Below are 22401 nucleotides of genomic sequence, written 5' to 3'. Positions count from 1 at the left end.
ACTCGCCACTCGCCACTCGCCACTCGCCACTCGCCACTTCGGCCTTAGTCCATCAGCGCCGCCTTCAGCTTCTCGAACGCCCGCGCCCGGTGGCTGAGCGCGTCCTTCACGGCGGGGTCGAGTTCGCTGAAGGTCTGCGTCTGGCCTTCGGGGATGAAGATGGGGTCGTAGCCGAAGCCGCGGTCGCCGCGCGGGGGGAAGGTCAGCAGGCCGTGGACCTGACCCTCGACCACCACGGCGGGGCCGTTCGGCCAGGCGACGGCGAGGGCCGAGGTGAACCAGGCGCGGCGGTCATCGGACCGGATTTCCTCGAGCCGTTCTTCCACGCGACGCATGGCGAAGGCGAAATCCTTGTCCGGACCGGCCCAGCGCGCGGAAAAAATGCCCGGCGCACCGTCCAGCGCGGCGACCGACAGACCGGAGTCGTCGGCCAGGGCCACCTCGCCCGACAGGTCCGCCGCGTGGCGGGCCTTCAGCAGGGCGTTGCCGACGAATGTCGTCTCTGTCTCGTCCGGTTCGGGGATGTTCAGGCTTCCGGCCGTGACCACCTCGTAATGTCCGCCCAGAAGGGCCTTGATCTCCGGAACCTTGCCCGGGTTGTGGGTCGCCGCGACGATGCGCATCCCTTTGACAAGTTTCAGCATTTTGACCTCAAGCGACGCTTTAATGTTTCATTGCACAAGTTTAATATCGTTAAACGATATGTAACATGACTCACCCCGGTGCACGTCCTATCTATTATCTCAAGAACGGACGCCGCGACGTTCTCCGATACGAGCCAGACCGGCAAGATCGATGCAGCGGTTTCAACGAAGAGGGGTGAAAACATCCCTCACTCAGGATCACCGGAGAACGACTATGAACACCATGAACGCTTCCTACTTCGTCGAAAAGGTCGGCCACGGCGTGCTCAACACCTTCCTGCTGGCCGTCATGCCGGTCGCCTTCATCTCGACCCTCGTCCAGTTCTTCTGACCCGACCGGTCAGGGAGCTTTGACGAGCCGCATGACAATCGCGATTAATAAGACCGCGCGTGGGTTCGCCGGACCCCGCGCGGCGATCGCGCCCCGACGTCCGGCCTGAGAGAGCCTGACGTCATGCGTTTCCCGAAACCGCCCTCTCTCGGGATCCGCCTTCCGCGTCTGGCCCAGGGCCAGATGAGCCGGCTGCTCGGCGCCGTCCTCTGGGCCGCCTTCTGGGCCCTGACCCTGGCCACCGCCGCCTCGGTCTGTCTGTTCATCTTCATGATCTTCGTGCCGCTGGGCGTGGATGGCGTGCGTGTCACCACGGATTCCGGCGGCATCACCGTGCCGGTTCCGCGCGTCTATATCCTGTTCGCCGTCGGCGCGATCACCGCCTATCTGGGCGGCTTCTCCCTGATCCTGAACCATCTGCGCGCCATGGTGCGCGCGCTGCAGATGGGCGATCCCTTTCAGCCCGCCAACGTGAGCCGCCTGAAGCAGATCGGTCTGACCCTGGCCGTGGTGACCGGCGGCGCCTGGATCGGCCAGTATCTGGTGTCACGTCTGGTGCGCGGCGAGCTTGAGCCGCCCAGCGTGTTTGATCTGGTGACCCCCGCCTTTTCGGTGCTGGTCGTCTTCGTGCTGGCGGAAGTGTTCCGTGAGGGCGCGCGACTGCGTCGTGAGTCTGAACTGACCATTTGATGTGGCGGCGCGTCCAAAAGGCTCCGCCTTTTCGACCCGGCGCGCCGCGGGTCGACCCGCAGGGCGCCTGAAGCTAGAGAGTGTCCATGGCCATCCGCGTCCAGCTTGATCGCATCCTCGTCGAACGGCGCATGTCGTTGACGGAGCTCGCCGACCGCGTGGGCGTGACCTTGGCCAATCTGTCGATCCTGAAGACCGGCAAGGCGCGGGCGGTGCGGTTCAGCACCCTGGACGCCCTGTGCCGCGAGCTGAACTGCCAGCCGGGCGATCTGCTGGCCTGGACCCCGGGTCCGCAGGAGACCGCGCCGGACGAGGACCTCGACGGGACGTCATGAGCCGCCGGGACGATCTCAGTCCCGATGACCGCCGCATCTGGGCCCGCGTCACGGGCTCGGTGAAGGAGAAGGTCGCGAAGAAGGCGTTGCGCGTGACGCCGGGCATGGCCGAAGTCGATCCGCAGACTGTTCCGGTTTCGAAGGGCCTGCCGAAAGGCATGAGCAAGACGCCGCCCAAGGTCGCCAGACCGCGGCCCGCCGCCCTTCCGGTTTTCGCGGAGCCCGCGCCCGCGTCGCCGTCCCGTGGTCGGGGCGCGCCCGAGGAGTTGGAGCCGCGCCGCAAGCGCCGGCTGTCGCGCGAACGCGATCCGATCGAGGCGAAGATTGATCTGCACGGTTATGGCCGCTTTCAGGCCCAGGACGCCCTGACGGCCTTTCTGATGGGGGCGCAGGCGCGGGGCTATCGCTCGGTGCTGGTGGTGACCGGGCAGGGCCGTCGCGGCGGTACGGGCGTCATCCGCGCCTCGGTGCACGAATGGCTGGCCGCGCCGGGACTGCGGACGGTGGTGTCAGGCTTCGCCCCGGCCGCGCGCCACCACGGCGGCGACGGGGCGCTGTATGTGACGCTTCGCCGGAGCTAGAGACGGCCGGCAGTGTGCCGGGAAGTGATTGGTGATTAGTGGGTGGCCGGGACCACGGTCAGGGGCAAGACAACAACCACCCGTGACGCCGCGAACCACCAATCACCAATCACTTTCCGGGCTCCGTCGGCGAAGACCGGGCCCGGACGAGGCGGTCAGCCCAGAACCAGCCCGGCCTCTTCCGCCAGCGTCTTCAGCGACGTCATGGGACGCGGACCCCAGTGGGCGATGACTTCGGAGGCGGCCAGCGAGCCGAGCTTGCCGGCGTCTTCCAGCGACAGGCCGCGGGCGAGGCCGAGCAGCAGGCCGGCGGCGTACTGGTCGCCGGCGCCGGTGGTGTCGATGACCTTGTCGACCGGGAAGGCCGGAACAGCGACGCGCTGGTCGCCGAAAATGACCACCGAGCCCTCGGCGCCGCGCGTGACGGCGGCCACGTCAACCATTGAGGCAAGGCGGGCGGCGGCGGCGTCGAAGTCTTCGGTCTCGAACAGGGCGGCCAGTTCGGCCTCATTGGCCAGGACGATGTCGGCCGAAGCCTCGATGAAGGCCAGAAGCTCGGCGCGCCAGCGGTGGACGACGAAGCTGTCCGACAGGGTGATGGCGACCTTGCGACCGGCGGCGTGGGCGGCGGCGGCGGCGGCCTCGAAGGCGGCGCGGGCCGGGGCCGGGTCGAACAGATAGCCCTCCAGATAGACGATGGCCGAGGCGCCGATCAGGTCGGCGTCGATGTCGGCGACGGTCAGCTGGTTGGCGGCGCCCAGGAAGGTGCACATGGTGCGCTGGCCGTCCGGGGTGACGTTGATCATGCAGACGCCGGTGGCGTGGCCGGTCGCGGCGCCGTCGGCCAGGGCCGGGGTGTCGAAGTGGACGCCCGCCGCGCGGATGTCGTGGGCGAAGACCCCGCCCAGCTGATCGTCGGCGACCTTGCCGATGTAGGCCGCGCGCCCGCCGAAGCCGCCGACGCCCGCCACGGTGTTGCCCGCCGAGCCACCCGAGGCCTCCACACCCGCCTGCATGGCCGCATAGAGGGCGGCGCTCTGTCCGGCGTCGACCAGCTGCATTGAACCGGCGACGAGGCCCTGGGCGTCGAGGAAGGCGGGCTCGCAGGGGGCCAGCACATCGACGATGGCGTTGCCGACGGCGGTGACGTCGTAGAGGGGGGCGTTCTGTGTCATGGCGCGCCCATAGCGGGACGGAGGGGCTTTGACCAGACGGGCGGGGTCGTTAGGAACGCCGGATGACCCGTATCGCCGTCCTGACCCCCGATCCCGCCGATCCCTCCTATGCCGGCCAGTGGCCCGGCGTGCTGGAGCGGCTGGCGGCGGCTCTGGAGGCGGCGGGGGTGACCGTCGAGCCGACCCCGTGGACGGACCATGTCGAGGATGCGTCGGGCCTGACCGGTTATCCGCTGGTCCTGCCGGTGATCGTGTGGGGCTATCACCGCGATCATCAACGATGGATTCAGGCCTGCCGGACGTGGGAGGCGGCGGGCGTGCGGATGCGCAACCCGGCGTCGGTGATCGGCTGGAACTCGGACAAGAGCTATCTGGGCCGTCTGGCCGACAAGGGGGTGGCCGTGCCCGACACCATCTGGGTCGAGGCCGTGACGCAGGCGGATGTGGACGCCGCCTTCGACCGGTTCGAAACCGATGTGGTGGTGGTCAAGCCGCGCGTCTCGGGCGGGGCGTGGAAGACGCTGCGGCTGGCGAAGGGCGAGCCCCTGGAGGGCGCGCCGGAGGGGGCGGCGATGGTCCAGCCCTATCTGCCGTCCATCGAGACGGAAGGAGAAACCAGCCTGCTGTTCTTCGGCGGCAAGCTGAGCCACGTGGTGAACAAGCGGCCGGTGAACGGGGACTTCCGCATTCAGGTGCAGTTCGGCGGCCAGTATGTCGCCCTGCCGGAACCGCCGCAGGGCGCGCCGGCGCTGGCCGAGGCGACCCTGGCCGCGATCGGGGAAGAGCTGCTCTACGCCCGTATCGACATGGCGACGGCGCCGGACGGGACGTGGCGGCTGATGGAGGCGGAGCTGATCGAGCCGGACTTCTATCTGGGATCTGCGCCGGACGGCGGGCGGAATTTCGCGCAGGCCGTCCGGGCCATTCTCGACGCTTAGGGCTCAACGCTGGGTCAGGCGACCTCGCGCAGGGCCGGGAGCAGGTTGTCCAGCTCCAGAAGGCTGATCATGCCGCCGTCGACGGCGAAGATGCCGGCGATCAGGCCCTGACCGTCGCCCTGGCCCATCTCCGGCGTCTGCTGAAGGATGGCGTCGTTCAACTGCATGATCTCGGACACGGCCTCGACCAGCAGGCCCACGGTGCGCCCGCCGCAACGGGCGACCATGATGGCGTGCCGGGCCGAGGGCTCCGAGGTCGGCAGACCCAGACGCTCGGCCAGATCAATGATCGGCAGGACCGTGCCGCGCAGGTTGACCACGCCGGTCATGTACGGCGGCGCTTCGGGCAGGGGCGTGACCGGGGTCCACCCCCGGATTTCCAGCACCGAGGTGATGTCGATGCAGAAGGCCTGATCCCCGACGCGGAAGCCGACCAGCTCCCGCGTCCCGCCGTCGGCGAGGGCGGTCGTCATCAGAACTCCTCCCAGCCGGCGGCGACGGCGACCGGGCGACCGGCGCCGACCGCCATGCGGGGGCGGGAGGGACGGGCGGGGGCAGGCTCGGCGGCGAAGGCCGCGATCCGGGCTTCGGCGGCGCGGATCGGCGTGGGACGATGCGCCTCCTCGCTGACCTGGAAACGTCCGACCAGCTCGGCGAGGGTGGCGGCTTCGCGGGTCAGGTTCAGGCTGGCGGCGGTCGATTCCTCAACCATTGCCGCATTCTGCTGCGTGACCTGGTCCATGTCGTTCACGGCCGTGTTGACCTGGGCCAGACCGGAGGCCTGTTCCTGGGTCGAGGCGCGGATTTCGCCCATCAGTTCGGTGATCTCGCTGATGCGGCTGACGATGCCGGTCAGGGCCTCGCCCGACTGGCGAACCAGAACCACGCCGTCCTTGACCTGGGCGCCGGAAGCCGAGATCAGGGTCTTGATCTCCTTGGCCGAGTCCGCGGAGCGCTGGGCCAGGGCCCGGACCTCGGAGGCCACGACCGCGAAGCCACGACCGGCCTCGCCCGCGCGGGCCGCCTCGACGCCGGCGTTCAGGGCCAGAAGGTTGGTCTGGAAGGCGATTTCGTCGATCACCCCGATGATCTGACTGATCTGGTCGGAGGACCGTTCGATCTCGCCCATGGCGGTGACGGCGCGCTGGACGACCTCGCCGCCGCTCTGCGCCTGCGACCGGGCGTGGCCGACGACGGTGTCGGCGGACAGGGCGTTCTCGGCGGTCTTCTTCACCGTGGCGGTGATCTCGTCCAGGGCGGCGGCGGTCTCTTCAAGCGAGGCGGCCTGACGCTCGGTGCGGCGGGACAGTTCCTCGGCGGCGCTGCTGATCTCGCCGGCGCCGGACTGCATGGTTCCGGCGTTGTCGCGAATGACGCCCATCGCCTCGTCCATGGCGTTCATGGCGGCGTTGAAATTCTCACGCAGAGGGCCGTAGCGCCCCGGGAATTCGTTGGTGATGCGATAGGACAGGTCGCCCGCCGCCATGGCGGCCAGTCCGCGCCCCGTGTCCTCGACCACATTGGTCTGGATTTCGGCTTCCCTGCGGTCCGCCTCGGCGCGACGTTCGCGTTCGATTTCGGCGGCGGTGACGTCGGTGGCGAACTTGACCACCTTGTACGGCTTCCCGGCCGCATCGAGGATGGGGTTGTAGGACGCTTCGATCACCGCCCGCGTCCCGCCCTTGCCGTAGCGGGTGAATTTGTCGGCGATGAACTCCCCGGCGTTCAGGCGACGCCAGAAGGTCTTGTACTCAGGGCTGGCGGCCTCGTCAGGGTCCATGAACAGGCTGTGGTGACGGCCCCGGATCTCGTCCAGCTCGTAGCCGACGACGGACAGGAAATTGGGGTTCGCGGTGCGAACCGTGCCGTCGAGCTCGAACTCGATGACGGCCTGCGAACGATGAACAGCGGCCAGCATGGCGCGCAGCTCGGCGAGCTCACCCGCCGAATCAGCGGGGCGCGCGCGAAGGAAGGACTTCATGGCGTGTCTCGATATGGAGAGAGGGGAAACGCGAACTGCGTTAAGCCTGACCTTAAATGATTTATGCGCGGCGCCCGTTTGCTTAGCCCGCTATATATCATGGCGAGAGCTGGATTTTTCTCCCAACAAGGGCATGCGGTAACGCCGGAATCCGACGTGTGATACGGCGCGGCGTTTCACGCATTGTTACGCCGCCCGTCCCCTGGAGAGCCGTGCCGACTTCCCGCTACTCCCTGCAATTGAAGGTTGTGAACAGCGTCTCGCAGGCGGCGCGGCGTTGGCAGCAACGGTCCGCCGAGGCCTACCGGGGCGCGGGGCATGCGGGGGCGCCCATGAGCCTGTTATATGTCCTCGCGGATGCGCGACGGGGCCTGACCCACTCGGAGATCGCGGCGCGAATGAAGATCACGGGGGCCAGCGTCACCCGGCTGGTCGACTGGCTGGAGGATGCCGGTCTTGTGTCCCGACGTCGGCTGATCGGGGACGGACGGTCGCGACTGGTGGTGATGCAGGAAAAGGGCGCGACGGCCCTGGCGGCCTTCGACGGTCTGGCGGCGGCGATGCGGACACGGGTGTTTGACGGCGTGCCCGATGATGAGCTGGTCACGGCCCTGAAGGTGCTGGACACGCTGGCGACCCGCCTGCTGACCGATCCGGGCCTGCGGCCCGAAGACGCCGGGGCCGACGACGAGGCGCTCAATTCCTGAAGCGGTCAGGCGGCTTCGCCCAGCGCCATCAGCCCGGCGCGGGATGGACAAAGGTCATTGATCACACAGGCGGTGCATTTCGGCCTGCGCGCCGTGCAGGTGTAGCGGCCGTGCAGGATCAGCCAGTGATGCGCCTTGGGGAGCCAGTCCTCCGGCACGATCCGGTGCAACTGGGCCTCGACCTTGTCCGGCGTCGCGGCGTTGGCCAGCCCCAGCCGGTGGGAGACGCGGAAGACATGGGTGTCCACCGCGATGGCCGGTTCGACGCCCATTTCGTTCAGCACCACGCTGGCGGTCTTGCGGCCGACGCCGGGCAGGGCCTGCAGCTCGTCACGGTTGAGCGGAACATCGCCGCCGTGCTTCTCAAGCACGAGCCGGCTGAGGGCGATGACGTTCTTCGCCTTGCCCCGATAAAGGCCGATGGAGTTGATGAACGGGATCAGCCCCTCCTCGCCGAGCGCCAGCATCTTTTCCGGCGTGTCGGCGACCTTGAACAGCTTTTCGGTGGCCTTGTTGACCCCGACGTCCGTGGCTTGGGCCGAAAGCGCGACGGCGACCACGAAGGTGAAGGGGTTGGTGTAGTTCAGCTCGGTCTTCGGGTCCGGCATGAAGGCCGAAAGCCGCTCGAAGATGGTTTCGACCCGATCCTCGTCCGGCGGCCAGCGCAGCACCGGGATCGCCGCGCCGGTCATGACGGCGGGGCGTTTGGGGACGGGCTTTTTCGAGCGCTTCGGCGCGGGCGGCTTCATGCGCCTTCGTCGCCGGGGCGCGGCCCGGGATCAAGCCCCAGCGTCCCCATGGCTTCCCGCGCCGCCCGTTCACCTTCCATCCAGGCGCCGTGGGCGGTGCCGTAGAAGGCTTCAGCGGTGGCCTCGCCGGCGAAGAAGATGCGGTTCTCGACGGGCGTCTTCAGTCTGGCGCGATCCCCGGCGTGACCGGGCAGGGCGTGGGAGTAGGCGCCGAGCGACCATGGGTCGGCGCCCCACAGGGTCGCGACGACCGGGTCCAGCCGCCGGCGCATGTTCGAGCCCAGCAGGTGAACCAGTTCCTCCACGGCGAAGGCGAAGAAGGCGGCCTGTCCCTCGGCCTCCAGCCCACGCGCCAGATCGCCGCCGTAGTAGCCCTCGATCATCGCCCGGCCGAAGGGGCGCAGGTGATAGCCGCCGGTGTCGGCGGTGTCGGTGCGGCCCCAGAGCTGGCTGTTCTCGGGGAAGTCCTCTGCCCCGGTGACGGTCATGTGCATCTTGGACGCCAGCCCGAGCGGCACATTGTTCGCCGCCTCCAGAAGCGCGGGCAGGGGCGGGTCGAACTTCAGGGTCTCGCGGGCGATCAGGTCGGTCGGGAGAGTCACGATCACGGCGCGGGCCTCGATGACGCCCCGGTCGGTCTCCAGCCGCAGGACGGGACCGGTCCGGTCGATCTTGCGCACCGGGCAGTCGGTGATGACCGGGACCGGACGGCCGAGAGTCTCGATCAGCCGACCATAGCCTTCTCGCACGCGCCAGTTCACGCCGGTGTCGCGATAGGCGTCGTAGTCGAGAATGGAGACCTGGGCGAAGCGGGCGCCGTTCAGGGCCCCGGAGATGGCGTCCATCCGCCCGTTCCAGCGATTGCCGGGCTCCAGCAAGGCGGAGGCAGGGCCTTCACGACCGCCGGCGGCGGCCTCTGCGATGCGTTCGTCAAAGGCGTCCCAGGCGGCGCGGAAGTCGGCGATCTCGGCGTCGGTGGTCTCGTGATTGAAGGCCTGACCTTGCCAGGGCGGCGGGGTGCGGTCGAGGGTCAGGCCCGCCGGCTCGACCATGGTCGCCAGCGGATTTTCGTCCGCCGAGTGCAGCCAGCCGCAGCCCATGTCGAGGCCCTCGCCCTGGAACCGGATCGTCCATGCGCGGCCGCCGATGCGATCCCGGGCCTCGAGCACGGCGATGGTGAGGGGCTGGTGCGACAGGGCGCGGGCGGCCGCCAGACCGGCGGCGCCGGCCCCGACAATGACCACATCGACGAAAGCGGGAAGTGACACGGAAACCTCAGTCCTGATGGCGCGAAACATGACGTGTTGCGGCGCCGAAACAAGGGAGTTGATTTCTGGACAAGGCTGTCCATTTATGCGCGACGCTTTATCGCGCCTCCCCCCGTACTTCGAGTTCTGACATGGCTCTGAATCCCGCCGTCAAGAAACGCCTCCCCCTGATCGTCGCCGGTATCGTGGGCCTCGGCCTGATCGCCGGCGGGGTTGTCTGGTGGCAGGGCAAGCAGAGGTGGGAAGCCACCGACAACGCTTTCGTGCAGGCTGACACCACCTCCCTGAGCCCGCAGGTCGAGGGTTATGTGGTCGAGGTGCTGGTCGCCGATAACCAGCGCGTCGAGGCCGGTCAGGTGCTGATTCGTCTGGATGACGCCGACGCCAAGGTGAAGCTGGCGCAGGCCGAGGCCAATCTGGCCGCCTTGCAGGCCGGGGTCGCCAACGTGGACGCCCGCGCCGAACAGGAACAGGCGATGATCGCCAGCCGCGCCGCCTCGGTGGCGCAGGCCCAGGCCCAGGCCGATCTCGCCCGCCAGCAGGTCAACCGCTACAGCCAGCTGGCCGAGCAGGGCTGGGTCTCGCAACAGCGGATCGAGACCGAACGCGCCAGCGCCCGCACGGCGCAGGCCTCGGTCGCCGAGGCGCAGGCCGCGCTGGCCGCCGAGCAGCGCACCGCCGGTGTTCTGGGCTCGACCCGCGAGCAATCGGTCGCCTCGGTGGAACAGGCGCGCGCTCTGGTCGAACAGGCCCGTATCGCGCTGGAGCGCACCGTCATTCGGGCCCCCGTCGCGGGCGTCGTCGGCGCGCGGGGTGTGCGGGTCGGCCAGTATGTCCGTCCGGGCGGGGTGATCCTGTCGATCGTGCCGCTGGGCGACACCTATGTGGTGGCGAACTTCAAGGAGACCCAGCTGGACCGGATGCGTCTGGGCCAGCAGGTCGAGATCAAGGCCGACGCCTTCAAGGGCGAGCCTCTGGTCGGCCACATCGACAGCTTCGCCCCGGCGACCGGGTCCGAGTTCGCCCTGATCCCCATCGAGAACGCCACCGGCAACTTCACCAAGATCACCCAGCGCGTCCCGGTTCGCATCCGTGTGGATCGTCGCGAGGGCGCGGTGTTGCGTCCCGGCCTGTCGGTCGAGGTGAAGGTCGATCTCAAGAGCGAGGGCGGCCTGACCTTCGCCGAATCCGCCGCCGCCCCGGTCCAGACCGCCGCGCGCTGAACTCCGCCCCGAACGGGGAAGGCAGAACCATGACGTCCCAGTCCGTCACGCAGGGTCAGGCCCCGGCCCCCGCCGCAGCCGCCGAACCCCAGGTCAACTGGACGATCCTCCTGCTCGGCTTCGCCGGGATGGTGATCGGCCAGTTCATGGCCATTCTCGACATCCAGATCGTCGCCTCCTCCCTGCCGCAGATTCAGGCGGGGGTCGGGGCGTCGGCGGATGAAATCAGCTGGATCCAGACCGCCTATCTGATCCCCGAGGTCGTGATGATCCCCCTGTCGGGATACCTGTCGCGGCTGTGGGGCACGCAGAAGGTGTTCCTGCTGTCCTGCACCGGCTTCATTCTGATGAGCATCGCCGTCGGCCTGTCCGGGTCGGTCGAGCAGATGATCTTCTTCCGGGCCATTCAGGGTTTTGTCGGCGGGGCCATGATCCCGACCGTCTTCGCCGTGGCCTTCACCGCCTTTCCGCCCGCGCAGCGCGTGACGGCCAGCGTCATCATGGGGCTGATCGTGACCCTGGCGCCGACCATCGGGCCGACGCTGGGCGGACACCTGACCGAGCAGCTGAGCTGGCGCTGGCTGTTCTTCATCAATGTGCCGCCGGGAATCCTCGTGCTGTTCCTGGTCAGCCGCTACGCCAATTTCGACAAGGGCGATCCGTCGCTGTCCAAGGGCTTCGACTGGCTGGGTCTGGTCCTGATGGCGACCTTCCTGATGAGCCTTCAGTTCGTGCTGGAGGAAGGCGCCAGGAATGACTGGTTCGCGGACGAGGAGATCCTGCTGCTGACGGTGGTCACGGCCGTGACCGGCCCGGCCTTCATCTGGCGCACGTTGACCTACTACAACCCGATCGTGGAGCTGCGGGCGTTCGCCAATCGTAACTTCTTCGTCGGCGTGGTGATGACCTTCACCGTCGGCCTGGCCCTGTTCGGCGGGACCTTCCTGCTGCCGCTCTTCCTCGGGCGGGTGCGGGGCTATTCGGCGGCGGAGGTCGGGACCACCATGGTCGTCTCGGGTCTGGCCATGTTCGCCACGGGGCCCTTCGCCGGGCGACTGGTGCGGGCGGTTGATCCGCGTATCCTGATGTTCGGGGGCTTCATGATGTGCGCCTGGGGCATGTGGGACGCCCATGCGCTGACCAGCGAATGGGGCTTCTGGGAGTTCGCCGGAGTTCAGGCCCTGCGCGGGGTGGGGGTGATGATCGCCATGATCGCCTCGCAGCAGGTGACGATGTCGACCCTGCCGCCGCACATGGTCAAGAACGCCTCGGGGCTGGTGAACCTGTTCCGCAACGTCGGCGGGGCCGTGGGTCTGGCTCTTCTGAACACCTCGCTGACGACCAACACCGCCCTGCACATGAGCGAGCTGACCCAGGGCATTCAGAACACCAGCGGCGCCATGCAGGGCATGTTGTCGGCGATGCAGGAGCGTTTCGCCGACTCGATCGATCCGGCGGGTTCGGCGATGAAGGCCGTCAACGGGATGCTTCAGATGCAGGCGACGACGCTGGCCTTCGGCGACGCCTTCGCCATGCTGGCCGTCGGCTGCGCCTTCGCGGCCTTCGTGACCCTGCTGGCCAAGCCGGTGAAACAGCAGCCGGGCGCACCACCCGTGGCGTCGGACGCGCACTGATGTCCCGAGCACAGAATGCCTAGAATCGCCGGACAGGTCGACGAGGCCAAGACCGAGGCCATCCTGGAGGCCGCGCACGCCCTTTTCGCTGAAAAAGGCGTGTCAGTCTCGATGGAGGCCATCGCACGCACCGCCGGGGTCTCGCGCCAGACGCTGTACAACCGCTTCCCGTCCAAGCTGGATATCGGGCGGGCGCTGGCCAGTCGCCGGTCGGACACGATCAGCGCCCCGCTGCGCTCGGGGGGGGACGCCGAGGCGGTGCTGCGCGGTTTCGCCGGCCTGCTGCTGGAGAAGATCGCCGGCAATGACAGCAAGGGGTCGATGCGCGGGGTCGCCCTGCTGTCGCCCCAGGCCCCGGATATCGCGGCGGCCATCTATGAGGCGGGTCCGGCCGAGAGCCTTCGAAAACTGTCCGCCTGGCTGGCGGAACAGGATCGCAAGGGCGTGTTGTCGGTGCCCGAGCCCGATGTCGCCGCCGAGATGTTCTCCGGCATGGTTCTGGGCCACGGGCATCTGCGCGGCATTCTGGGCGTGCCGCATCCGGTGATCGATCCCGCCGCCCGCGCTGCCGAGGTCACGCGCCGCTTCATGCGGGCCTTCGCCCCGGAGTGAGGCGCCCCGGAATGACGGCGGCCCGGGATGGGTGTAGAGCGACCGCTTCCCCGGTTTGAGAGTTCCGCCCATGCTGATGCATCTGTCGTCCTGGCCCGAGATCGACGCGCGGCTGAAGACCGTGAAGACGGTGGTCGTGCCGATCGGCTCGAATGAGCAGCATGGTCCGACGGGCCTGCTGGGCACCGACTGGCTGTGCCCGGAGATCATCGCCCACGCCGCCGAGAAGGCGGACGAGCAACTGGTGGTCGCACCGACGTTCAACATCGGCATGGCCCAGCACCATCTGGCCTTCGCGGGAACCATCTCGCTGCGCCCCTCGACGTTCATGGCCGCGATCACCGACTGGGTGCATTCGCTGAGCCGCCATGGCTTCGAGCGAATCTATTTCCTGAACGGTCACGGCGGCAACGTCGCCACCATCGAGGCCACCTTCGCCGAGATCTATGCGGAGTGGTCGTTCGCGGAAGATCGCCCGCCGTTCGTGCTGAAGCTGCGCAATTGGTGGGACCTGCCGGGGGTGAACAGCCTGTGCAACCGGCTGTTCCCGGTCGGGCACGGGATGCACGCCACGCCGTCCGAGATCGCGGTCACGCAGGCCGCTTATCCGGACCGGATCAAGACCGCCGACTACAGCCCGAAGATCGCGCCGAACGGGCCGATCCGCGATGCGCTGGACTATCGCGCCCGGTTCCCGGACGGCCGGATCGGCTCCGATCCCATGCTGGCCAGCCCGGAGCACGGCCAGACGATCATCGATGCCGCTGTGCCGGGATTGCTACAGGATGTGGCGGACTTCTCGGTCGAGGTCTTGCCGTAAGGCCGGGTCAGGCGCACCGTCATTCCATGAGCCCTATCGACGAGGCCGCGCGGGCCGCCCGCGCCGGACAGGAACTGCTGGAAGCCTCGGGCGACGTCATCGCCCGGCGGCTGACCATCATGGCCGAGGCCGTCGCGAATCCGGCCGGCGCGGATATGGCGGAGCTGGCGTTGATGGGGTCGGAGAAACTGGACGCCATGTCCAGATCGGCCCGCATCGGTCTGAACGGCGCGGCGGTGCTGGCGCAGACGGCGCAGACGGTCGCCGCACGGGAAACCGCGGCGGCGGGCCGGGCCTTCGACGCTGTGCTGCGTTCCCGGACCCCGGCGGAGATGATGGCCGCCCAAAGCGCCTGGGCCGCCGACGCCTGGACCCGGTCTCTCGAACAGAGCTGGGCCATGGGCGTGGCCATGCTGAAGCTTCAGACCGACGCCCTGCAGCCGATCCACGCGGCGGCGACCGCCAATGCGGAACGGCTCAAGCGCTAGGACGACGGCTCAGGCTGTATCTCCTGTCGCCGTCGTCACAATTTTCGTCGTCCAAATATCCGTTCGGGCGTCTTCGAAATAGCGCCCGCAGTATCACCTACCGGAACGGAGGCTCGTCGAAGGCGCGGAGCTTGCGGCTGTGCAGGCGGTTGCCTTCGGCGCGCAGCAGGTCCACGGCCTGGATGCCGATCTGGAGGTGTTCCGAGATGGATCCCTCGTAGAAGCGGTTGGCCTGACCCGGCAGCTTGATCTCGCCGTGCAGCGGCTTGTCCGACACGCAGAGCAGCGTCCCGTAGGGCACGCGGAAGCGGTAGCCCTGCGCGGCGATGGTGGCCGATTCCATGTCGATTGCCACGGCGCGGCTCTGGTTGAAGCGCAGGGCCGACTTGGAATAGCGCAGCTCCCAGTTCCGGTCGTCGGTGGTGACGACGGTGCCGGTGCGCAGGCGACGCTTCACTTCCTCGCCCGGGGCGCCCGAGACGATCTTGGCGGCGTCGTACAGGGCGCGCTGGACTTCCGCGATCGAGGGGATGGGGATGTCCGGCGGCAGGACGGCGTCCAGAACGTGATCCTCGCGCAGATAGGCGTGTGCCAGCACATAGTCGCCGATGGTCTGGGACGGACGCAGGCCGCCGCAGTGGCCGATCATCATCCACGCATGCGGCCGGGTGACGGCCAGGTGGTCGCAGATGGTCTTGGCGTTCGACGGACCGACGCCGATGTTGACCAGGGTGATCCCGTTCCAGCCCGGCGCGGTCAGGTGGTAGGCGGGCATCTGGTGCTTTTTCCAGGCGGCGTCGGCGACGACGGCTTCCGGGTTCGGCGTGTCCCGCGTGACCACGACCCCGCCCGAGGTCGAGAAGGTCTCGTAGATGCTGTTCGGATCCTTGATCTGCTCCAGCGCCCAGCGGACGAATTCGTCGACGTAGCGGTTGTAGTTGGTGAACAGGATGTAGTTCTGCACGTCCTCGACCGGAGTGCCGGTGTAGTGGCGCAGGCGGGCCAGCGAGAAGTCGGTGCGCAGGCCGTCGAACTGGGCCAGAGGGAACTCCTCGTCCGAATCCCACAGGCCATCGGAGATCTCATCGCCGATGTGGGCCAGATCGGTGGTCGGGAAGTAGCGGGCGATCGACGCCGTCATGGTCGCGTCCAGCACCACGTCCGAGCCGTCCAGCACGTAGGGGAAGGGGATTTCCTGCGCCGACGGGATAACGTCGAAGGTCGCGCCGTAGTCTTGCTCCAGCAGCGCCAGCTGTTCCTGCAGGTACGAGCGGTACAGTTCCGGGCGGGTGATGGTCGTCGAATACACACCCTGTCGCGAGAGTCGGGCATAGGCGCGGGTGGCCAGATTGACCGGACGGTCGCCGAACCAGCTGATGCGGAGTTCAGGATAGGTGAAGAGACCCTTGGCCCGCGCCTCGGCGTCGGGACGCTCGCCCGTGGCGAGGAAGGTCTTCACAGCGTCGCGAAGATTGGCGACGGATTCGGAGTAGAGGGTTTCGAGGCGGTCCAGCGCCGCCTGTGCTGTCATCGTATTTGTCATGGCCTCCCTTAACGGAAGACGGTGACGTTGGCGAGACGGCCACGCTGAACACCGGTTACGGGGTGTGACCGCCCCCTGACGTCAGCCGAGCTCGCGCCGGAAGAAGGCGGTGACGTCGTCGAGAACCGGAGCCTTCTTGCGGAACAGCGGCGAGAAGGTCGCGATCAGGTCTTCGTGGGACAGACCGGGGTAGAGTTTGGCTTCGCAACGGCCGCCCACCGCCTGCATCCGGTCGCGCAGGATGGTGGTGTCCTCGGCGTGCACGACCGTGTCGGCGGTTCCGTGCCCCAACCAGAGCGGTGGGGCGTCGGGGCGAACGAAGCTGACCGGCTGGGTCAGGGTCAGGTCGGGCGTGCGGCCGAACGCGTTGATCGAGGCGGGAACGTCCAGCGGCAGAAAATCATAGGGTCCGGCCAGACCGGCGGCGGCCCGGATGAGATTCGGGGCTTCGGCGCCGGCCATGTATCGTCGGTCGAGTGCGATCATCATCGCCAGATGGGCGCCGGCGGAGTGGCCCAGAACACCGAGCCGGGCGGGGTCGCCGCCATACTGACGCGCGATGGTCCCGGCGAAGGCGGTGGCCTCGGCGCCGTCCTGGATGAAGGCGGGGAAGTGGACCTCGGGAACCAGCCGGTAGTCGGGAACGACCACGAGGAAGCCGCGGGCCGCCAATGCTTGCGCAGCCCAGCCGTAGAGGTTCTTGTACCCGTCGGACCAGCCGCCGCCGTAGAAGAAGACCAGAACGGGCCGAGCCATATCTGACGGATCGGTCTGCGCCCATATGTCGAGCGTCTGTCGCTCATCCGTGCCGTAGGCGATGTCGCGAGCCACGCGACGCACGCCGCCGTCCCTCGGCCCCAGCCCGTTCAGGAGGCCGAGAGGCGAGCAGGCCGCGACGAGAGCGCCGAGGGTGGATGCGAGAATGCCGCGTCGGGTCATGCTTCAGATACGCACGAAGACCCCTCGTGGACCAGAACGCCGGCGCTCAACGGGCCGAAGAAATCAGCGCGCCGCAGTTGGCGTCCTCGGCCAGGCCGGGGTCGACGAAGGGCAGCAGGGCGACCAGCGGATTGACCACGGCGCCCAGAACCCCCGCCAAACCGGCCTGACCGACCACCGAGCCGGTATCGATGCCAACGCGGGGCGCGGTCAACGGTCCTTGCACCGTGATCGGTGACCAGAGGCGAACCAGACGGGCCTCCTTGGTTTCGCCGTCGATGCGCAGGCTCAGGGTCTCGGCGCCCAGATCAAGGGTTCCGGTCCCCTGGGCCAGAACCGGGGTGGTGTCGATGACGAAGGTCCGCGCCGTCGCCGTACCGCCCGCGACGCGGAAGTCGGCGACGGCGCAGCGGATCTCCACGTCGGACTCATCCCCTCCGAGAAGGCGGAACAGACCGGCGCTTGCGTTGATGCCCAACAGTTCGGCGAAGGCTGAACGCATGCGGCCCTGCGGCACGACGACTGTGATCTGACCTTTTGAGGCGGCGGCGAAGTCGTGAATTGACGCGCCCGGTCCTTCGAGCTGGAGGCGCCCCAAGGCCCGACCGGTCACGGTCGGGACTCCGCCCTGGGCCGGGATGATGGATTCCAGCGGATAGCCGCGCAGGCGGAAATCGGCGGTGCTGTAAGGCGTGTCGCGGGTCGCGTTGATCCGGGCCGTTCCGCGCAGTTCGCCGCGATTGAAGGTGAAGGCTACCGGGTCGAGATCAAGGATGGCGCGATCCAGATCGGCGCCCAGCTCGACCTTGCGGATATCCAGTTCGTTCCGCTTCACCTGTCCCGCCGTGTAGCGCAGCGTGCCGTCCATGACGCGCAGGCGCTCGACGGCCAGAGGCGCGTCGGGAAGCAACCGGCCCGGCTGGCCGGATGTCACCACCGTATTGCCGGCGGGCGTGACCGTCGGCGTTCCGCCCAGAACCGTGGCGAGATCGTCGATGTCCAGCAGCCGGGAGTGCAGGACGGCGTCCACGCGCCGACGATCGCCGACCTTGTCGACCACCAGATCGCCGGACAGGTCCGACGATCCCACCTGACCGGCGAAGTCGTTGAAGCTGAATTTGGCGTCGTCGCGCGTCAGTCGGCCCGACAGCCGATAGGGCGGGGTGTTCGGCAGGGCGATGCCGGTCAGGAGATACAGATCCGCCAGATCGCGGCCCTGAAGGCTGAGGGTCGTCTGGAACTGTCCGAGATCGAAGGGTCGGGTGATGGAGCCGCGCGCCTCGAGCGTCGAGTTCACCCCCGCGAGCGAGGCCTGGAAGGGGTAGGGGCGGTCGCGACGGATATTGATAAAGGGGCCGCCCGCCACGGCCAGGGTCAGCGGCGTGCCGTTGATCGTGCCCTGACCGTCGAGCCGGAAACCGGCGCGCCCTTGGGAGCCCTCGCGGGCGGACAGGGTGGCCTCCATTCTTATCTTGCGGCGTTGCTCGTCCAGCGAAAGAGAGCCGTCGGTGATGATCAGCTGATGGATCGGCGGCAGCTTCAGGCCCTTGCCGTCGTCAGGCTTGTCCGGGTTGAGCTGCCAGCTGCGGCGACCGTCCTCGGTGGCGATCAGGACGACCTCGGGGCGGACGATGGCGACGCGCGGAACCTCGACCCTGCCGATGAGCAGGGGCAGCAGGCGGACCGAGCCCTGAAAATCCGCGATCTTCAGCGTGTCGCGGTCCCGCGCCCATGAGGGTCCGCCGACACGCAGGTCACGGACGTGGACAGAGGGGGTCCAGCTGAACAGCTTCACATCCAGGTCGCCGTTAAGCTCGATCTGACGATCATATCTGGCCGAGGCCCAGCGCCCGATGGGGCCACGCAGCAGATTCCAGTCGAGCAAGGCGAGGCCGATCGTGATCGCCAGCACCAGAACGAGGGCGACGATCCCGGCGACGCGGGTCTTTCGGCCCGGTCGCCAGCCTCTGGCCGCCGCGTAGGCGTTGACGCTCCGAACCCGCACCCATCGCCATGCCGGCAGCAGGAAACGGTCTCGGGCGGCGGGCCAGATCGGGCTGTTTTTCAACGGGTTGAGCAAGCGGGGAGGCTCCATCGAAGCCTGCACAACGCACGAGGTCGCGGAAAGGCCCAAGACCGCCTGAAACCGCCAATGTAAAATTTCATACTTCCAAACGTCATATAAGATTTACAAAAGACGGCGTTGGCGCATTATTCCGTCCGAGTCCTGAGCATTTCAGGCGTTCTGGAGGAAATCCCATGCGTGCAATTCGCGCCTTTGCGGCCCTCGCGGTCGCCGCTTCCGCCCTCTCGGCGGTCCCTGCTGTCGCCCACGAAACCGCGCAAGCGGCTCCGGCTCGTCCGGTTATGGTCTGCGCCACCGACGCCGCCACCCGTCGCGCCTTCACCCGTGAGCACGGCGCCGCGCCGGTCTTCATCACCGCGCGCGAGGTTCAGGCCCTGCGCCCGACCGACCCGACCTGGTCAACCCCGCGCTGCATCACCGCCAATGAGCATGCGCGGCTGATGAACCGTTCGGCCAACGCCCGCGCCCGCTGACCTCCAGCGAGACCGGGACATGACAAAGGGCGCTCCCGCCGGGAGCGCCCTTTCTCTTTGGTCTGACGCCGGGATCAGTTCGCCGGCTTCAGATACTTGTCCAGCCAGCCGAACACCTCGTTGTGCCATTGCAGGCTGTTCGCCGGCTTCAGCACCCAGTGGTTCTCGTTGGGGAAGAACAGCAGGCGGCTGTCGATGCCGCGACGCTGGAGCGCCGTGAAGGTCGACAGGCCCTGCGAGGTCGGGATGCGGTAGTCGAGGTCGCCCTGGACGACCAGCATCGGGTCACGCCAGTTGGCGACGTGGTTCACCGGGTTGAACTGCTCGTAGCCCTGCGGATTCTCGTACTGGGTGCCGCCGTACTCCCACTCGGTGAACCACAGCTCCTCGGTGCCGTAGCCCATGCCGCGGATGTCGAAGACGCCGTCATGGTTGACCAGGCATTTGAACTCGCCCGGCCAGTTACCGGCGATCCAGTTGATCATATAGCCGCCGTAGGAGGCGCCGAGGGCGCAGGCGTTGTCGCCGTCGAGGAAGCTGTATTTCGCCTGGGCGGCGGCCCAGCCCTTCTGCAGGTCCTCGAACGGGCGGTCGCCCCAGTGCCGGCTGATCGAATCCGTGAAGTCCTGGCCGTAGCCGGTCGAGCCGTGGAAATCGATCATCACCACCGCATAGCCCGCACCGGCATAGGTCCCGGGGTTCCAGCGGTAGGACCAGCCGTTGCCGAACGACCCCTGCGGTCCGCCGTGGATCAGGAAGGCGACCGGATACTTCTGGCCCTCGACATAGTTGGCGGGCTTGATGACGTAGGCGTGGACGGTCTCGTCATTCCAGCCGGCGAAGGTGAACTGCTCGGCTTCACCGAAGGCAAGGTTGTCCAGCTGCGGGTTCACATTGGTGATCCGGGCGGGCATTTCGCGCCCCCGGAAGGTCTTCACGAACAGCTCGCTGGGGCGGATCAGGCTGTCCTGGGCGAAGACGAAGCCCGAGGGCGTCTGCTGGAAGGCCGAGACGTGGCCCTCGCCGGTGATCGGGATCACCGTGCCGCGACGGACGTCGATGCTGAACAGGCGGGTCTGACCGACGTCGCCGGCGGTGGTGTAGAGGGTGCGGCCGTCGCGCGACCATTGGAGGGTGTCGGCCGAGCGGTCCCAGTCGGCCGCGATCTGGCGGGTTTCGCCCGTCGCCACGTCGCGCAGGAAGATCGAATATTTGTCGGCCTCGAAACCCGGACGGGCCATGGCGCGATAGGCCAAGGTCTTGCCGTCCGGCGAGAAGACCGGGCCGGTGTCCCAGGCGTCATTGGCGTCGGTCAGATTGGTCAGCTGGCCGGGCGCGCCGATGGCGACCTGATAGAGGTCGAAATTGGTGCTCCACGGCTCGGTCTTTCCGGCCTCGCGGGCCGAGAAGACGATGCCCTGGTTGTCCGGGGTGAAGACGAACTCGCTCTCGTCGCCGAACGGCTTGGACGGAGTGTCGCCGTCGAAGCCACGGGTGACGTGGACGGGCTGGCCCGAACCGTCGGCGTTGAGAACGAACAGATGGTTCTGGGTGTGATCGTTCCAGGTGTCCCAGTGGCGCACGAACATGCGGTCGTAGGTCTGGCCGGTCGAAGGATCGTCAGCGACAGCCTTGTGGCGATCCACGGTGCAGGCCAGGTCGGCGCAGTCGGGGAAGACCGCCAGCGAGACCGCGACCTTCGAGGCGTCGGGGCTGATGCGGTAGGCGTTCACGTCGAGCGGCAGGTTGGTGACCTGAACCGGAGCGGTCCCGTCGGCTTCCGCGCGCCAGACCTGGCTGGAGCCCGACCGGCCCGAGAGGAAGTACAGCTTGCCGTCCGAACCCCAGCGCGCGGTGTTGGCGCCGCCCTCGTTGATGGCCAGACGACGGCCCTCGCCGGGGCTGCGCAGGTCCTGGATGAACAGGGCGCCCGCGCGGCGGTTGGCGGCGACGTCCGTGGTGGTCACCGAATAGACGACCCAGCGGCCGTCCGGGGACACCTGCGGATCGCCCAGCCGGTTGGCCGAGATCATGGCGCGGTAGTCGAAGGCCGGTTGCGCGGCCTGGGCCGACGCCTCCGCCGGAGCCGGGGAGACGGTCGGGGTCTCGGCCAGGGCGGGGACTGCGGTCGACAGCGCGATGGCGGCGACGGCGCACGAAAGCAGGGAGCGGTGACGCATGGGCAGGTTCCTTTGTCTTCGGCGGGTGGCGTAGCACCGGGGGGCGGCGGGCGGAAGCGGCGCCGCCTGTGCTCACAAAGGCGTGCGATGCGGTCGCCAAGCCGCTTGCCGTCCTTCGCGGGAGCGGCGACAACCGGCGTCGCATGACGACCCCCGAGACCCTGCCCGCGCGACCTGAGCCGCACATCTGCGACGTGCTGATCGCCGAGCGCGCGCCGCGGCTGACGCAGTCAGCGGTCTGGCCGCTGGTGCGGCCGCTTCTGTACCGGCTGCTGAACTATCCGCAGGCGGTCCGCATGGCCGACGCGGTCAAGCCGCTCTCGGGCGGGGCGGCGCTGGACTATATGAGCAACCTGCTGGACCTGAAGGTCTCGGTGCTGAACGCGGATCGCATCCCGGCGACGGGGCGATGCGTGGTGGTGGCTAACCATCCGACGGGGATCGCCGACGGGATCGCCGTCTTTGACGCCATCAACAAGCGGCGGCCGGACGCCATTTTCTTCGCGAACGCCGACGCCCTGCGGGTCTCGCCCCGACTGGCCGAGGTGATTATTCCGGTGGAGTGGGTTCATGACAAACGCACCCGCGAGAAGACCCGCGCCACACTGCAGGCGGCGAAGGCGGCGTTTGAGGCCGAGCGGTGTCTGGTGATGTTCCCGGCCGGGCGGCTGGCGCGGATCGCGAAGGACGGGTCGGTCACCGATCCGGAATGGGCGCCGACCGCCGCGTCCCTGGCGCGGAAGTATGAGGCGCCGGTGGTGCCGATCCATGTGGCCGGTCCCTATTCGCGCCTGTTCCACTGGTTTGACCGGTTCTCCGAGGAACTGAGGGACATCACCCTGTTCCATGAGCTGTTGAACAAGCGCCGGACGGCCTTCCAGATGAAGGTCGGCAAGCCGATCCCGCCGTCGCGTCTCGACATCGATGCAGGCAAGGCGACCTATGCGCTGAAGGCCTTCACCGAGCGGGTCCTGCCCGCCCAGCCGGACGCCGACTTTGCCTGA

The 22401-nt window shown here is 67.9% G+C and carries 22 protein-coding genes; 12 read left to right on the top strand and 10 right to left on the bottom strand.

Annotated features, from left to right (window positions below; translation table 11 throughout):
- Positions 1 to 44: 44 nt before the first annotated feature.
- On the bottom strand, positions 45 to 644 hold the full coding sequence (gene rdgB, locus FKQ52_RS16015) for an RdgB/HAM1 family non-canonical purine NTP pyrophosphatase (protein WP_141628102.1): 600 nt from the start codon (positions 642 to 644) through the stop codon (positions 45 to 47).
- A gap of 454 nt (positions 645 to 1098) precedes the next feature.
- Between rdgB and FKQ52_RS16010 the strand changes: the two genes are divergently transcribed.
- The 3 genes from FKQ52_RS16010 to FKQ52_RS16000 all read left to right on the top strand — a co-directional run bounded on the left by FKQ52_RS16010 (position 1099) and on the right by FKQ52_RS16000 (position 2581).
- Positions 1099 to 1665 carry a DUF2975 domain-containing protein gene (locus tag FKQ52_RS16010; RefSeq protein ID WP_141628101.1) on the top strand — a complete coding sequence of 189 codons (567 nt, stop codon included), beginning with the start codon at positions 1099 to 1101 and terminating at the stop codon, positions 1663 to 1665.
- Between the two features lie 86 nt (positions 1666 to 1751).
- Positions 1752 to 2000: a helix-turn-helix transcriptional regulator gene (locus FKQ52_RS16005; protein WP_141628100.1), complete on the top strand. Its 249-nt coding sequence runs from the start codon at positions 1752 to 1754 to the stop codon at positions 1998 to 2000.
- Positions 1997 to 2581 (top strand): Smr/MutS family protein, encoded by a 585-nt coding sequence (locus FKQ52_RS16000; RefSeq protein ID WP_141628099.1) that lies wholly within the window; start codon positions 1997 to 1999, stop codon positions 2579 to 2581. The genes FKQ52_RS16005 and FKQ52_RS16000 overlap by 4 nt, the downstream gene beginning before the upstream one ends.
- A 155-nt stretch (positions 2582 to 2736) precedes the next feature.
- Here the strand turns inward: FKQ52_RS16000 and FKQ52_RS15995 are convergent, their stop codons facing one another.
- Positions 2737 to 3756, bottom strand: a complete 1020-nt coding sequence (locus tag FKQ52_RS15995) for an adenosine kinase (RefSeq protein ID WP_141628098.1) — start codon at positions 3754 to 3756, stop codon at positions 2737 to 2739.
- A 62-nt stretch (positions 3757 to 3818) separates the two neighbouring features.
- Between FKQ52_RS15995 and FKQ52_RS15990 the strand changes: the two genes are divergently transcribed.
- Complete coding sequence (locus FKQ52_RS15990) at positions 3819 to 4694, top strand: RimK family alpha-L-glutamate ligase (protein ID WP_141628097.1); 876 nt, start codon at positions 3819 to 3821, stop codon at positions 4692 to 4694.
- Between the two features lie 14 nt (positions 4695 to 4708).
- On the opposite strand, the gene FKQ52_RS15985 is transcribed toward FKQ52_RS15990, so the two are convergent.
- Both FKQ52_RS15985 and FKQ52_RS15980 read right to left on the bottom strand, forming a co-directional pair.
- Entirely contained in the window at positions 4709 to 5167 is a 459-nt protein-coding gene (locus FKQ52_RS15985; RefSeq protein WP_141628096.1) for a chemotaxis protein CheW, read from the bottom strand.
- Positions 5167 to 6675, bottom strand: coding sequence for a methyl-accepting chemotaxis protein (locus FKQ52_RS15980; protein ID WP_141628095.1), 1509 nt, complete (start codon positions 6673 to 6675; stop codon positions 5167 to 5169). The genes FKQ52_RS15985 and FKQ52_RS15980 overlap by 1 nt, the downstream gene beginning before the upstream one ends.
- A 212-nt stretch (positions 6676 to 6887) precedes the next feature.
- Between FKQ52_RS15980 and FKQ52_RS15975 the strand changes: the two genes are divergently transcribed.
- Entirely contained in the window at positions 6888 to 7382 is a 495-nt protein-coding gene (locus FKQ52_RS15975) for a MarR family winged helix-turn-helix transcriptional regulator (protein ID WP_141628094.1), read from the top strand.
- Between the two features lie 5 nt (positions 7383 to 7387).
- Here FKQ52_RS15975 and nth read toward each other — a convergent pair whose 3' ends face one another.
- Together nth and FKQ52_RS15965 are read right to left on the bottom strand one after the other, a co-directional pair.
- On the bottom strand, positions 7388 to 8131 hold the full coding sequence (nth, locus tag FKQ52_RS15970) for an endonuclease III (protein ID WP_141628093.1): 744 nt from the start codon (positions 8129 to 8131) through the stop codon (positions 7388 to 7390).
- Positions 8128 to 9399, bottom strand: coding sequence for an NAD(P)/FAD-dependent oxidoreductase (locus tag FKQ52_RS15965; protein WP_240811684.1), 1272 nt, complete (start codon positions 9397 to 9399; stop codon positions 8128 to 8130). The genes nth and FKQ52_RS15965 overlap by 4 nt, the downstream gene beginning before the upstream one ends.
- A gap of 131 nt (positions 9400 to 9530) precedes the next feature.
- On the opposite strand from FKQ52_RS15965, the gene FKQ52_RS15960 reads away from it, so the two are divergent.
- The 5 genes from FKQ52_RS15960 (at position 9531) to FKQ52_RS15940 (ending at position 14176) form a co-directional block, all read left to right on the top strand.
- Positions 9531 to 10622 carry an HlyD family secretion protein gene (locus FKQ52_RS15960; RefSeq protein ID WP_141628091.1) on the top strand — a complete coding sequence of 364 codons (1092 nt, stop codon included), beginning with the start codon at positions 9531 to 9533 and terminating at the stop codon, positions 10620 to 10622.
- A gap of 29 nt (positions 10623 to 10651) precedes the next feature.
- Positions 10652 to 12256 (top strand): DHA2 family efflux MFS transporter permease subunit, encoded by a 1605-nt coding sequence (locus FKQ52_RS15955; protein ID WP_141628090.1) that lies wholly within the window; start codon positions 10652 to 10654, stop codon positions 12254 to 12256.
- A 15-nt stretch (positions 12257 to 12271) separates the two neighbouring features.
- Positions 12272 to 12868, top strand: coding sequence for a TetR/AcrR family transcriptional regulator (locus FKQ52_RS15950; RefSeq protein ID WP_141628089.1), 597 nt, complete (start codon positions 12272 to 12274; stop codon positions 12866 to 12868).
- Positions 12869 to 12938: 70 nt separating this feature from the next.
- Positions 12939 to 13688, top strand: a complete 750-nt coding sequence (locus FKQ52_RS15945; RefSeq protein WP_141628088.1) for a creatininase family protein — start codon at positions 12939 to 12941, stop codon at positions 13686 to 13688.
- Between the two features lie 26 nt (positions 13689 to 13714).
- Positions 13715 to 14176, top strand: a complete 462-nt coding sequence (locus FKQ52_RS15940; protein ID WP_141628087.1) for a phasin family protein — start codon at positions 13715 to 13717, stop codon at positions 14174 to 14176.
- Positions 14177 to 14273: 97 nt separating this feature from the next.
- On the opposite strand, the gene FKQ52_RS15935 is transcribed toward FKQ52_RS15940, so the two are convergent.
- From FKQ52_RS15935 to FKQ52_RS15925, 3 genes are all read right to left on the bottom strand, one after another.
- Complete coding sequence (locus tag FKQ52_RS15935) at positions 14274 to 15719, bottom strand: AMP nucleosidase (protein WP_141628086.1); 1446 nt, start codon at positions 15717 to 15719, stop codon at positions 14274 to 14276.
- Positions 15720 to 15800: 81 nt separating this feature from the next.
- Positions 15801 to 16658, bottom strand: a complete 858-nt coding sequence (locus tag FKQ52_RS15930) for an alpha/beta hydrolase (RefSeq protein WP_141628085.1) — start codon at positions 16656 to 16658, stop codon at positions 15801 to 15803.
- Positions 16659 to 16704: 46 nt separating this feature from the next.
- The gene (locus FKQ52_RS15925) at positions 16705 to 18726 is read right to left on the bottom strand and encodes an AsmA family protein (RefSeq protein WP_240811683.1); all 2022 of its coding nucleotides are present in this window, start codon (positions 18724 to 18726) and stop codon (positions 16705 to 16707) included.
- A 191-nt stretch (positions 18727 to 18917) separates the two neighbouring features.
- Here FKQ52_RS15925 and FKQ52_RS15920 point away from each other — a divergent pair, with 191 nt between their 5' ends.
- Complete coding sequence (locus FKQ52_RS15920) at positions 18918 to 19217, top strand: hypothetical protein (protein WP_141628083.1); 300 nt, start codon at positions 18918 to 18920, stop codon at positions 19215 to 19217.
- Positions 19218 to 19291: 74 nt separating this feature from the next.
- On the opposite strand, the gene FKQ52_RS15915 is transcribed toward FKQ52_RS15920, so the two are convergent.
- Positions 19292 to 21397, bottom strand: a complete 2106-nt coding sequence (locus FKQ52_RS15915) for a S9 family peptidase (protein WP_141628082.1) — start codon at positions 21395 to 21397, stop codon at positions 19292 to 19294.
- Positions 21398 to 21540: 143 nt separating this feature from the next.
- On the opposite strand from FKQ52_RS15915, the gene FKQ52_RS15910 reads away from it, so the two are divergent.
- Positions 21541 to 22401, top strand: coding sequence for a GNAT family N-acetyltransferase (locus FKQ52_RS15910; protein ID WP_141628081.1), 861 nt, complete (start codon positions 21541 to 21543; stop codon positions 22399 to 22401).

The sequence above is a fragment of the Brevundimonas sp. M20 genome, from assembly GCF_006547065.1.
GTDB lineage: Bacteria > Pseudomonadota > Alphaproteobacteria > Caulobacterales > Caulobacteraceae > Brevundimonas.
The sequence above is the reverse complement of the archived record's forward strand: the minus strand, read 5'-3'. Positions and strand labels throughout refer to the sequence as shown.